The organism is Mesorhizobium sp. WSM2561 (assembly GCF_000513915.1).
GTDB classification, from domain to species: domain Bacteria; phylum Pseudomonadota; class Alphaproteobacteria; order Rhizobiales; family Rhizobiaceae; genus Mesorhizobium; species Mesorhizobium muleiense.
On the sequence record NZ_AZUX01000045.1, the window covers coordinates 20,706 to 33,114 of the forward strand.

The window sequence follows — 12,409 nt, forward strand, 5'->3', positions numbered from 1 at the left end:
TGCGGACGCGAGATCCGCATTACCTATCCCGACAAGATTGCGATCTTCCACAAGCACGCGCACTTGGCCATACCGCCGGGAGCGCGGTAGCTGCGGCAGATGTGCAGACCAACTCCTTCATTGCCAACTCCTTCATTGAAAGTGAGCTCGAATTGCCGGACTCGAGCGCGAGTGTCATGGTGACCTAGATAAACCAGGTCGCCACCAGCCCCAAAGAGGCGGAAAAGATTGCGATCGTAGTAGCCCATCCCAGGGCGTTGGTTGTCCGGCTGTTGACCTTGTCTCCCATGATCCGCCGGTTGTTCGTCATCAGCATGATAAGAAGAAGCAGTGGCGGCGTGGAAAAGCCCTGCACGATACCGGACCAGACGAGCGCCTTCATTGGGTTGAAACCCAGGAAATTCAGGCCAACAGCAATCAGCGTGAAGGCGCCGATCGCGATATAGAACTTTGGCGCCTCACGCGGCTTGGCATGAAGGCTGTGCTCCCATCCAACCGCCTGCGCCAGATCGTATGCCGCACCTGTCGTCATGACCGGAACGGCAAGGAACCCGACCCCGATCACGCCGGCCGCGAACAGTACGCCAGCGGCTGCACCAGCGAGCGGCTTGAGAGCTTCGGCTGCTTGAGCGGCGGTCTCGACGTCGTGCTCGCCGGCTTCATAGAGCGTAGACCCTGTCGACAGGATGATGAAGTACATGATGAGGTTGGAAAAAATCATGCCGATCAGGATATCGCGGCGGGAGCGGCGCAGTTCACCGTCGGTGGCACCCTTGCGCTTCTTCAGCGTCGTTCTCCCCTCGGCAATCTCTTCCTCCACCTCCTCATTCGACTGCCAGGTGTAGAGATACGCTGAAAGGGTGGTGCCGATGATGGCCACCAGTATGGACAGGAACTCGCGGCTGAACTGGATCTTCGGAACAAGGGTTCCCCACAGCACGGCTGCCGCATCCGGCTTCGCCATGATGGCCGAGCCGACATAGGCAAGCAGGGCCAGCGCGAGCCAGCGGAAGATGTTGCGTATGAGCGTGTAAGAGCCCCAAAGCTGGAGAGCAAAGATCGCGGCCGCGACTACAACCACAATGAGGGGAATCGGAACAGGAAGGAAGATGTTGATGGATGCAGCCATGCCGCCGAGATCGGCCGCTGCTTCGATCGTGTTGCCGATCAGCACGCCCACAAGAACAGCCCAGAGCAGCCACCGGGGGTAGAAGTCCTTGATCGCATGAAAGAGGCCGCGGCCCGAAACCTGTCCAAGCTTCGACGAGAGATACACGACAGTGTACATCATCGGCAGCGTTACAGGGGCGGTCCAAAGCAGGTCCGGGCCAAAGCGCGCTCCGGCACTTGCATAGGTACCGATCGCCGAGCAGTCGTCGTCAGCGGCGCCGGTGATAAGGCCGAGTCCAAGTGCTCGCCCTATGCCGTCCTTCTTGTCTTCCCGTGGTGAAGTGGCGTTACGATGGCGCTGCGTCATTGCGGCCACGCCGCGCCAGGAGCGTAATGCGCAAGCACGACTGAAACGCCGAGAGCAATTACCCAATAAATGTACTGCAGCACGGGAGTAGATCTCATTCCGGCAAACCTCTACCGCCGTTCCAACTCCGCAATCGGCTGCTTGTTCCAGCGTCAGCAGGGTGTTCAGCGCTTGCCTTGGCCGAAGGCGCGTTCTTCGCTTTGCTGGTCGGCCGGCCCAATGGTGGGGACAGTCTCGGTCTTGGCCATGATCGAGCCACGATTTCAATGAGCTTGGGCATCTTCTAAGCCTTTCATCTTTTGACGGAACCCTACCCGACGTTTTACGAGATATTCTGCCGGTGTGATTGTCTGTTGGCCGATGGTGCGCCAGTCCAATGGTTCGACGCCGTGCGCGTCACATAAATGTTTGATGTTGCCAAAAGGCTTGCTCGATCGGATTGAGCTAGGGTGAGTATGGCGGCAGGAATCACAGCTTGCGCCGGCTACCCTTATGGCCTTGGGCAGGGCGGATCTGAACGGGGCTTTTCCACGAATGACTTTGATGGGCGCGGCGGCACTGCTGATCCTGATCCTGACCTATGCCGGCGTCGCCGTCGGCAGGTTCCCCGGCTTGCGCCTCGACCGGGCAGGCATCGCGCTGCTCGGCGGTGCGGCGATGATCGCCATCGGCGCGCTCAGCCTGGAGGATGCCTACCGTGCCATCAATTTCGACACCATTACGCTGCTGCTCGGCATGATGATCGTCGTGGCGCATCTGAAAGTGTCGGGCGCTTTTCGCGCGCTCGGCGCCGTCGCCATCGAGCACGCGCACGCGCCGTTCATGCTGCTGGTGATGGTGACGCTGCTGACCGGCGTTCTGTCAGCGTTCCTGGTCAACGACGCGATCTGCCTGGTCATGGCGCCGATCGTCGTCCACGTCACCCGTGTCATCAACCGCAACCCTGTCCCCTACCTCATCGCCACCGCCACGGCGTCGAATTGCGGCAGCGTCGCCACCATCACCGGCAACCCGCAGAATATGGTCATCGGCGCGCTGTCGGGGATTTCCTATCCGGCCTTTTCGGCGGCCCTGGCGCCGGTCGCGCTGTTCGGCCTCGTCGCCGTCGTCGTCATCGTACGGATCGTCTATCGCGCCGAATTCGCGCGCAAGGCCGAACTCAGCCCCGAGGTCTATCGCGGCCGCATGCTGCCGGGACAGGTGCTCAAGGCGGTGGCGGTCTGCATCGGACTGGCGATCGCCTTCTTTGCCGGCGTTGCGGTCGCCAAGGCGGCGCTCATCGGCGGCGCCATTCTTCTCGTGACCCGTGCCATAAAGCCGGCGCGCATCTACCGCGAGATCGACGGGCCGCTGCTGTTCATGTTCGCGGGCCTGTTCATCGTCGTCGCCGGCGCCGAGAAGACGCTGCTCACGCCCGACATCATAGCCTCGGCAAAAAGCCTCGGGCTGGGCGACGTCTGGCGGCTGTCAGGCTTCACCGCGGTGCTGTCCAACATCATGAGCAATGTTCCGGCCGTGCTGGCGCTGCGGCCGTTCATACCCGGCCTCGAGCGCGCCTGGCTGGTCGTCGCGATGAGCTCGACGCTGGCCGGCAATTTCACGCTGCTCGGCTCGGTCGCCAATCTGATCGTCGCCGAGTACGCGCGGGTCTCCGGCAGGCCTCTGTCGTTCGCCGCCTTCTTCAAGGTCGGCCTGCCGCTGACGCTGGTCACGCTGCTTGCCGGGACGGCATGGCTGGCGCTTGGGTTTTAGGCCGCCGGCGCAGCAGGCTATGCGGTCTCAAGTGCAAGCCTGATCGGTCTATTTGGCGTGGGTTGGCCAGAACGCCCAGATCAGCAAAGCTGCCAAAGCCAGCCAGAGCGCCACGACAAAGAACATTCCCATCCTGCTTTGCGGGTGTTTTTCGAGCGCGGCAGCTCGCGCTCGGAACTCGGCCATCAGCGGCGGCGGAACAAGCCTGATGGCCAGGACTACGCCGAGCGGGACGATGATCAGGTCGTCGAGATAACCGAGCACCGGAATGAAATCCGGGATCAGGTCGATTGGGGAAAGCGCATAGGCGGCCACCATCCCGGCAACGAACTTTGCAAACCAGGGCACCCGACGATCGCGTGCAGCGAACCACAGGGCGACGACATCAAGCTTGATATCGCGCGCCCGGCGCTTTGCGGCTTCCAGCCAGGCTTTCATAGCGCTATTTTAGCACAGATTGTCCGCCGACACCCGAGCGGCGGTTGCTGACTGGCAGGGTTCGATCACGGTGAAGCCGTCAGCAACTTTTTCGAATCAGCATGGCAAGCCTTAAGCGGCCGCCGCCGCGGCGAGGCCGCGCGCCAGATCGGCTGTGAGGTCCTCGATATCCTCGAGCCCGATCTGCAGGCGGATGAGCGGGCCGTCATAAGGCCCCTTGGCGACGACGCGGTCGCCGAGGAAGACCGGCACCGCAAGGCTCTCATAGCCGCCCCAGGAATAGCCGAGGCCGAATATCCTGAGCGCGTCGAGGAAGGCATGCTGCTGTTTCTGGCCGCCGCCCTTGAGCACGATCGAAAAAATGCCGCTCGAGCCGCAGAAGTCGCGCTTCCAGAGATCGTGGTCGGGATGGCTGGCAAGCGCTGGATGCAGCACCCGCGCCACGCCCGGCTGGCCCTCCAGCCAGCCGGCGATCGCCAGAGCGCTTCGCTGATGGTGGTCGAGGCGCACACCCATGGTGCGCAGGCCGCGCAGCACCTGATAGACGTCGTCCGGCCCGGCGCAGCAGCCCATCGTGTAAAATGTCTCGCAAAGCTGTTTCCAGCAGGCCTTGTTGGCCGACGCCGTGCCGAGCAGCACGTCGGAATGGCCGGCCGGATACTTCGTCGCCGCATGGATCGAGATGTCGACGCCGTGGTCGAGCGGGCGGAAGTAGAGCGGCGTCGCCCAGGTGTTGTCCATCATCACGATCGCACCTGCGGCGTGTGCCGCGCTGGAAATGGCCGGTATGTCCTGCACCTCGAAAGTGTTGGAGGCCGGCGATTCGGTGAACACGACCTTGGTGTTGGATTTGATCAACGCCGCTATACCGGCGCCGACATGCGGATCGTAATATTCGACCTCGACGCCTAGCCGTTTCAGCATCGTGTCGGCGAAATTGCGGGTTGGGTGATAGACGGAATCGACAATCAGGACATGGTCGCCCGCCGACAGGAAGGCGAGCAGCGGCACTGTCACCGCCACCAGGCCGGAGGGCACCACAATCGTGCCGGCCGAGCCTTCCAGTCCGTCGATGGCGCTGGCAAGCGCGTCGGTGGTCGGCGTGCCGCGCGTGCCGTAGGTGTATTTCTGGCCGCGTGCCGCCATCGTCGCCGCGTTGGGAAAGAGCACGGTCGAGGCATGCACGACCGGCGGGTTGATGAAGCCGAAATAGTCATGCGGATTGTTGCCCGAGTGGGCAAGCCGCGTGTTGATGCCCATTTCATTGCCGTCTTTTGCCATTGCGCTTCGCCTCTGATGAAGCGCTAGCCATAGTGCGGCGGCATTGGCCGCGCAACCGTTCGCCAACCGCCAGCCGGCGGACTGGTTGTGCCAATCGCTCCGATGGCTTTCCGGCGCGGCGCTGCCTCCCCGAAGACGGATTTTAGAAGCCAGCTCCGATTCGCGTTGGCCGGACCTCGCAGTTGCTGGCTAATTTTCGGGCGCGTTTGTCTGCAATTCAGGCATTTGCGGCAAATGGTTTGAAACTCTTTGGGTTTCGGTCATTTTCCTTGACCTCACTGTGATAATCGCCTTCGATGCAGTTCGTGAATGGGAGGCAGCGCGTCGGTTGCGATGCGGGTTCCGGTAATGGGCCGGAACGGGAAGCTGCGTTCACACGGAAAAAAAAGTCAGGTTCGCCTGAAAAAAACAGAAAAGGGTCTGTGGGTTATGAAACACATTGCAATCGGCATTCTGGGCGCCGCCGCGCTTGGATTGGTGGCTTCGGCCGCGTCGGCGGCCACGCTCGACGACGTCAAGGCCAAGGGCTTCATCCAATGCGGCGTGTCGACCGGTCTGGCCGGCTTCTCGGCGCCGGACGACAAGGGCGACTGGCAAGGCATCGATGCGGACTTCTGCCGCGCTGTCGCGGCCGCCGTGTTCGGCGATGGCACCAAGGTCAAGTTCACGCCGCTCAGTGCCAAGGAACGCTTCACCGCACTGCAGTCAGGCGAGATCGACGTCCTGTCGCGCAACACCACCTGGACCATCAACCGCGATACGGCGCTTGGTCTGAACTTCGTCGGTGTCACCTATTATGACGGACAGGGCTTCATGATCAACGCCAAGAAGCTGCCGGGGGTGAATTCCGCGCTGCAGCTTTCGGGCGCGGCGGTCTGCGTGCAGAGCGGCACCACGACCGAACTCAACCTTGCCGACTACTTCAAGACGAACAAGATGGAGTACAGCCCGGTCGTCTTCGAACAGCTGTCAGAGGTCGACGCGGCCTATGACGCCGGCCGTTGCGATGTCTACACCACCGACCAATCAGGTCTCTACGGCATCCGGCTGACGCTGGGCGCGCCCGCCGACCACGTCGTGCTGCCTGAGATCATCTCCAAGGAACCGCTCGGACCGGCCGTGCGCCAGGGCGACGACCAGTGGTACCACATCGTCAAGTGGACCTATTTTGCGCTGTTGCAGGCAGAGGAACTCGGCATCACCAAGGCCAATGTCGAGGAAATGAAGGCTTCGGACAATCCCGAGATCAAGCGCGTGCTCGGCCAGGAGGCCGATACCAAGATCGGCACCGATCTCGGTGTCTCCAACGACTGGGTCGTCAACATCGTCAAGACCGTCGGCAATTACGGCGAAATGTTCGAACGCAATGTCGGGTCGGGCAGCCCGCTGAAGATCGCGCGCGGCATCAACGCGCTGTGGACCAAGGGCGGTCTGCAATACTCTCCGCCGATCCGCTGATCGAAATGTGATCCGGGAGGCAGATCGTCTGCCTCCCGGTTTCTCTTTCCAGGGGATGGTCGAATGGCATCGCAGGAAATTCTTCGCGAGGAGCCAAGCCGCGGCTCCTTCATCAATGATCCAAAGGTCCGCGGCATAGTCTTCCAGGCGGTGGTCGTCATCGTGCTGGTTGCGTTGGTCTGGTGGATCGTCCAAAACACCATCGACAATCTGACGCGCCTGCGCATTGCGTCAGGCTTCGGCTTCCTCAGGGGTCGCGCCGGCTTCGACATCAGTGACAGCGCCATCGCCTATTCGTCGGATTCGACCTATGGCCGCGCCATCGTGGTCGGCTTTATCAACACCCTCATCGTTGCCGCCGCCGGCATCGTCACCGCCACCATCATCGGCTTTATCCTCGGCGTCGGCCGGCTTTCGCACAACTGGCTGATCCGCAAGATCTGCATGGTCTATGTCGAGGTCTTTCGCAACATCCCGCCGCTGCTGGTCATCTTCTTCTGGTATTCCGGCGTGCTTTCGGTGCTGCCGCCGCCGCGTGAAAGCATCAATTTGCCGTTCAGCTCCTTTCTCAACCAACGCGGCTTTTATTTTCCACGCGCCGTGTGGGGCGAAGGCTCCTGGCTGATCCTGGTTGCTTTGCTTCTCGGCATCGCCATGGCGTGGTTCGTCGCCCGCAAGGCGCGTCAGCGGCAGATGGCGACCGGCCAGCAATTCCCTGTGTTCTGGACATCGGCGGCTTTGATCATCGGCTTGCCGTTGCTGGCCTACGCGCTCAGCGGCTTCCCGCTGAGCTTCGATTATCCAAAGCAATCGACCTTCAACCTGACTGGCGGCTTTCAGGTCAAGCCGGAGTTCCTGTCGCTCTACCTGGCGCTGTCCTTCTATACGGCGGCCTTCATCGCCGAAATCGTGCGGGCCGGCATCATGGGCGTCAATAAGGGTCAGACCGAGGCAGCCGGTGCGCTCGGGCTGCGGCCGGGATCGATCCTGCGGCTTGTCGTCATTCCGCAAGCCATGCGCATCGTCATTCCGCCGCTGACCAGCCAATATCTGAACCTGACCAAGAACTCGTCGCTGGCCATCGCCATCGGCTACCCGGACCTGACGGCGACGACCGGCACGGTGCTGAACCAGACCGGCCAAGCGATCGAGTGCGTGCTGATCATGATGGTGGTCTATCTCGCACTCAGCCTGTTGACGTCGGCGGTCATGAACGTGGTCAACGCCAGAATGGCGCTGGTGGAGAGGTAGAGACATGCAGGAGCACGATCTTTCCTTCGTCCGCGTCGAAATGGCGCTGGCACAGTCGGCGCCTGCAAGCGAGCGCGGCCTGGGCGCCTGGATACGCAAGAACCTGATTGCGTCGACCGGTGACACGATCTTGACCATCATCGGCATCGTGCTGGTCGCTATGATCCTGCCGCAACTGATCAGCTGGGCCTTCATCAACGCCCAATGGACCGGCGCGGACCGTACCTTTTGCGCCACGGCGGCACAGGGCGGCGTCCAGCCGGACGGCTGGTCCGGCGCCTGTTGGGCCTTCGTCAACGCCAAGTTCGGCCAGTTCATGTTCGGCCGCTATCCGATCGATGAGCGCTGGCGGCCGATCCTGGTCGCCATCCTGTTCGTGGCGCTTCTGGTGCCGCTGCTCATCCCGAAGGTGCCGCGCAAGGGGCTGAACGCCATCTTGTTCTTCGGGGCGCTGCCGATCTTTGCCTTTATCCTGCTGGTTGGTGGCGTGTTCGGCCTGCCGCATGTCGAAACCCCGCTATGGGGCGGGCTGCTGGTGACGCTCACCCTGTCCTTCGTCGGTATTGCCGTGTCGCTGCCGCTCGGCATCGTGCTGGCGCTCGGCCGGCGCTCGAAGATGCCGATCGTCAAGATGCTGTGCGTCATCTTCATCGAGACGGTGCGCGGCATCCCGCTGATCACCGTGCTGTTCATGGCCAGCGTCATGCTGCCGCTGTTCCTGCCGGCCGGCGTCAGCTTCGACAAGTTCCTGCGCGCGCTGATCGGTGTTTCGCTGTTTGCCGCTGCCTATATGGCCGAAGTGGTGCGCGGCGGCCTGCAGGCGATCCCCAAGGGCCAGTATGAGGGTGCGGATTCGCTCGGCCTCGGTTACTGGCAGAAAATGGGCCTGATCGTGCTGCCGCAGGCGCTGAAGCTGGTCATTCCCGGCATCGTCAATACCTTCATTGGCATGTTCAAGGACACCAGCCTGGTTTCGATCATCTCGATGTTCGACCTGCTCGGCGTCGTCAAACAGAATTTTAACGACCCCAACTGGGCAACGCCGCAAACGGCCAGGTCCGGCCTGGTGTTTGCTGCCTTTGTCTTCTGGCTGTTCTGTTTCGGCATGTCGCGCTATTCGATGTTCACGGAACGCCGGCTCGACACCGGCCACAAGCGCTAAGAACAAAAAAGGGAACCTTCCATGACAATAGAAAATGCAGTCAGCGCGGAAGAGATCAAGGTCAATGCCGCCAAGATGCAGGTTTCCACCACCGATGTCGCCATCGACATCATCGCCATGCACAAATGGTACGGCGAATTCCATGTGCTGAAGGACATCAACCTGAAGGTGATGCGCGGCGAGCGCATCGTCATTTGCGGCCCTTCGGGCTCGGGCAAATCGACGATGATCCGCTGCATCAACCGGCTGGAAGAGCACCAGAAGGGCAAGATCATCGTCGACGGCAAGGAATTGACCAACGATCTCAAGAAGATCGACGAGGTGCGCCGCGAGGTCGGCATGGTGTTCCAGCACTTCAACCTGTTCCCGCATTTGACCATCCTGGAAAACTGCACGCTGGCGCCGATCTGGGTGCGCAAGACGCCGAAGAAGCAGGCCGAGGAAATCGCCATGCACTTCCTCACGCGCGTCAAGATTCCGGAACAGGCCAACAAATATCCCGGCCAGCTTTCCGGCGGCCAGCAGCAGCGCGTCGCCATCGCCCGCTCGTTGTGCATGAATCCGCGCATCATGCTGTTCGACGAGCCGACCTCGGCGCTCGATCCCGAAATGATCAAGGAAGTGCTGGAGACGATGGTTGGCCTCGCCGAAGAGGGCATGACCATGCTCTGCGTCACCCACGAGATGGGCTTTGCACGCAAGGTCGCCAACCGGGTGATCTTCATGGACCAGGGCCAGATCGTCGAGCAGAACACGCCAGCCGAGTTCTTCGACAATCCGCGCCACGAGCGCACAAAACTGTTCCTGTCGCAAATCCTGCACTGATTGCTCTCACGCGAATCAAAAGAGCCCGGCCGAAACCCTGCCGGGCTCTTTTGCGTCTGAGCCGTCAGCAGGCGATTGCGCCCCGATTGCGAGGCCGTCCCTCATGAAAAAGCCGTCCCTCGTGAAAAAGCTTGGGCGTTTTCTCGCCATTCTGGTGGTGGCAATCGTGCTTGCCGTGGTTCTGGGCACACTCATTCCACGGCCGCTCTTGCCGGCTGCCGCCGCCGATCCCGCCGCCACCAGGCACGTCCTGGTGCTGAAAAATCCGATCCACACCGATATCGCCATCCCGGTCGATGACGACGTGCGCAAGCGCTTCCATTTCCTGGTCGGTGGCGGCATTCCGGCCGACATGGCTGGGGTCCGCTACATCGTTTTCGGCTGGGGAGGCCGCGCCTTCTATCTGGAGACGCCGACCTGGTCGGAACTGAAGGCGGCGCCGGTGATGAAGGCGCTGACATTGGACGCATCGGTGATGCATGTCGATGTCGCCGGCAACATTGTCGAACCGCATCCCGACGTCGCCGGCTTCGACATCAGCGAGCAACGTTTTACAGCGCTGCTCGACTTCATCGCGGCGAGTTTCCAGCACGGGCCGAACGGTCCGATCCTGATCGAGAATGCCGCTTATTCCAAGTTCGACCGCTTCTACGAAGCCAACGGCCATTTCAATGCGCTGGTTGGCTGCAACACCTGGACAGCGGCGGCTCTGCGTATCGCTGGCCTGCGGACAGGCTGGTGGAATCCGCTGCCGGCCTCACTCGACCTGTCGATGCGGATTTATAATTGATGCTCCGGGTAATCAGCGCCTCATTCCGGCGCGCCCCTCTGTCCTGCCGGGAGGCACAAGGAGGGAGATATTCAATTTCGGCGCCGCGCTTCATCCTGCAACGTTGGAGATTGGCAAAATCCGAGATGACGGCCGATCTCCCCCCAAGTGGGGGAGATGTCCGGCAGGACAGAGGGGGGCGCTGTCCCGCCAACCGGTCGAGCTTTCATCGCCGATCGCCATCCGGCGGCCGCCAGCCATAGAGCCAGTCGAGATCGGCCGCGAGCTTTTCCGGCGAGCGCCACTTCAGGAACAGGTTGCGCGCGACGGCCACCGGCCCCGCTGCATGCCAGGCGAGCCGGTTGACGGCACCGCGTCGGGCGACCTTGGCGACACGCGGCCGCCGCATCTTCTCCCAGGCGGCAAGCGCGCCCCAGGGATCGGCGGGTGAGGCGGCGACAAAGCCGGCAAGGGTTGCGGCATCCTCGATCGCCATCGCCGCCCCCTGCGCCGCGAACGGCGTCATCGCATGCGCCGCATCGCCGATCAGCGCGATGCCGGCGGGCGTCGTCCATGGCTGTGCCTGGTCTACCGTATGGATCGGCCACGCAGCCCACGGGCCGGCATCCTCGGCAAGCCGGGCCAGTGCTGCCGCCGTGCCACGCATGGCGCCGAGGAGGATATTGGGGTCGGCGTGGCCCGACCAGCGCTCGGCGATGATCTCGCCCCTGGTGAAGGCAGCCAGGTTGAACGCCGTGCCGTTGCTGACCGGATAGGCGACGAGGTGGAAGCCGGGATGCAGGAAGGTGGTCACGCAATTGGCGGCGCCGACCGCCGCAAGGGCTTCTCCTGCGACACTGTCTGCACTGATCGTAGCGCGCCAGGCAAGCTCGCCCGAAAACCGGCTTTTGGCCGCAAACCAGCCAAAAGCCCGGATCGCCGACCAGACGCCGTCGGCGCCGATCAGCAGAAAGCCGCCGGCTTCGACTGTCTTGCCGGCAATCTCGACTGTTGCCGTGGCATGGCGCGGTCCTGTGGCGATGCCGCCGACGCGCGCGCCGGTGACGAGACTGATGTCCGGCCGTTCGGCAAGGCGCGCCATCAGTGCATCTTGCAGGTCAGCCCGATGAGCGACGAGATAAGGCGCCTGCCAGCGCCTTTCGGCCGCTTCGCCAAGCGGCACCCGCGCCAGCTCACGTAGCGTGGCGGCGTCCTTGAGCACGACCGCCTCCGGCCGCACCGCCGCCGGCAACAGCCGGTCGAGCACGCCGAGCTGGCGAAGGATGCGCGTCGCGTTGGGTGAGAGCTGGATGCCGGCACCGGCCGCTTCGAGGCGCGGCGCCTGTTCGAACAGCCGCACCAGATAGCCGCGCTCGGAAAACGCCAGTGCCGCGGTCAGTCCGGCGACGCCGGCTCCGGCGATAACGACCTGCCGGGACCGGGTGTCGTCCATGGGATGGCGTGCGCGTCAGGCGGCCTGGTGGATATACAGGCATCCGGCAGGCTGTGTTTCCGTCGCCTTCAGCTTTGGCGAATAGCGAAAAAGCGTCGAGCAATAGGGGCAGACCTTTTCATTGTCGTCGCCCATGTCGAGAAACACATGCGGATGGTCGAAGGGCGGGTTTGCGCCGGTGCACATGAATTCCTTGACGCCGATGTCGATTGCCGGATAGCCCGCATCGTTTTGGAAATGGGGAATGGAACCGCCTGCCATCGTCGTCTCCTGCATTTGCCGCATGACCCCGGAGCATGCGCAAAATCAAAATTCCACCGCGTCCTTGGCACGCGCAAAGGACGCGCCGCGCTGCAGCCTGGATTGCATCTGGATCATAAGCTGTCTCTTTGCAAGATCGATGAAATCAAACTGTCGTAAAAGCCTGTCACAGGATAAGCTAAGCCGGTTAAGGCATGGCCCCGAAACCGAATTCGGTTTCGCCGGGGATCATGCGTAGCTTAAGTGGCGGGAGCGTCCTTTTGCGCGTCCGCAAAGACGCGC

Annotated in this window: 11 protein-coding genes; 6 read left to right on the forward strand and 5 right to left on the reverse strand. The window is 62.2% G+C overall.

The features are described from left to right. Positions 1-184: 184 nt before the first annotated feature. On the reverse strand, positions 185-1,477 hold the full coding sequence (locus M727_RS0127680; protein ID WP_027155352.1) for an Nramp family divalent metal transporter: 1,293 nt from the start codon (positions 1,475-1,477) through the stop codon (positions 185-187). Between the two features lie 534 nt (positions 1,478-2,011). Here M727_RS0127680 and M727_RS0127690 point away from each other — a divergent pair. Beyond that, a complete protein-coding gene (locus M727_RS0127690; protein ID WP_027155353.1) occupies positions 2,012-3,229 on the forward strand; it encodes an anion transporter in 1,218 nt (405 codons plus the stop codon). A gap of 48 nt (positions 3,230-3,277) precedes the next feature. Here the strand turns inward: M727_RS0127690 and M727_RS0127695 are convergent, their stop codons facing one another. Next, on the reverse strand, positions 3,278-3,667 hold the full coding sequence (locus tag M727_RS0127695; RefSeq protein ID WP_027155354.1) for a YkvA family protein: 390 nt from the start codon (positions 3,665-3,667) through the stop codon (positions 3,278-3,280). A gap of 111 nt (positions 3,668-3,778) precedes the next feature. Beyond that, on the reverse strand, positions 3,779-4,948 hold the full coding sequence (locus M727_RS0127700) for a cystathionine beta-lyase (protein WP_027155355.1): 1,170 nt from the start codon (positions 4,946-4,948) through the stop codon (positions 3,779-3,781). 429 nt (positions 4,949-5,377) lie between these two features. Here M727_RS0127700 and M727_RS0127705 point away from each other — a divergent pair, with 429 nt between their 5' ends. From M727_RS0127705 to M727_RS0127725, 5 genes are all read left to right on the forward strand, one after another. After that, positions 5,378-6,406 carry an amino acid ABC transporter substrate-binding protein gene (locus M727_RS0127705; protein WP_023800623.1) on the forward strand — a complete coding sequence of 343 codons (1,029 nt, stop codon included), beginning with the start codon at positions 5,378-5,380 and terminating at the stop codon, positions 6,404-6,406. Between the two features lie 63 nt (positions 6,407-6,469). Further along, on the forward strand, positions 6,470-7,657 hold the full coding sequence (locus tag M727_RS0127710) for an amino acid ABC transporter permease (RefSeq protein WP_023800622.1): 1,188 nt from the start codon (positions 6,470-6,472) through the stop codon (positions 7,655-7,657). A 4-nt stretch (positions 7,658-7,661) separates the two neighbouring features. Further along, positions 7,662-8,819 carry an amino acid ABC transporter permease gene (locus tag M727_RS0127715; protein WP_027155356.1) on the forward strand — a complete coding sequence of 386 codons (1,158 nt, stop codon included), beginning with the start codon at positions 7,662-7,664 and terminating at the stop codon, positions 8,817-8,819. Positions 8,820-8,840: 21 nt separating this feature from the next. Continuing rightward, positions 8,841-9,644, forward strand: coding sequence for an amino acid ABC transporter ATP-binding protein (locus M727_RS0127720; RefSeq protein ID WP_023800620.1), 804 nt, complete (start codon positions 8,841-8,843; stop codon positions 9,642-9,644). A gap of 103 nt (positions 9,645-9,747) precedes the next feature. Continuing rightward, a complete protein-coding gene (locus tag M727_RS0127725; RefSeq protein ID WP_198032708.1) occupies positions 9,748-10,434 on the forward strand; it encodes a TIGR02117 family protein in 687 nt (228 codons plus the stop codon). A gap of 205 nt (positions 10,435-10,639) precedes the next feature. Here M727_RS0127725 and M727_RS0127730 read toward each other — a convergent pair whose 3' ends face one another. Next, the gene (locus tag M727_RS0127730) at positions 10,640-11,866 is read right to left on the reverse strand and encodes an FAD-dependent monooxygenase (RefSeq protein ID WP_027155359.1); all 1,227 of its coding nucleotides are present in this window, start codon (positions 11,864-11,866) and stop codon (positions 10,640-10,642) included. Positions 11,867-11,881: 15 nt separating this feature from the next. After that, complete coding sequence (locus M727_RS0127735) at positions 11,882-12,127, reverse strand: zinc-finger domain-containing protein (protein WP_023800617.1); 246 nt, start codon at positions 12,125-12,127, stop codon at positions 11,882-11,884. Positions 12,128-12,409: the final 282 nt, after the last annotated feature.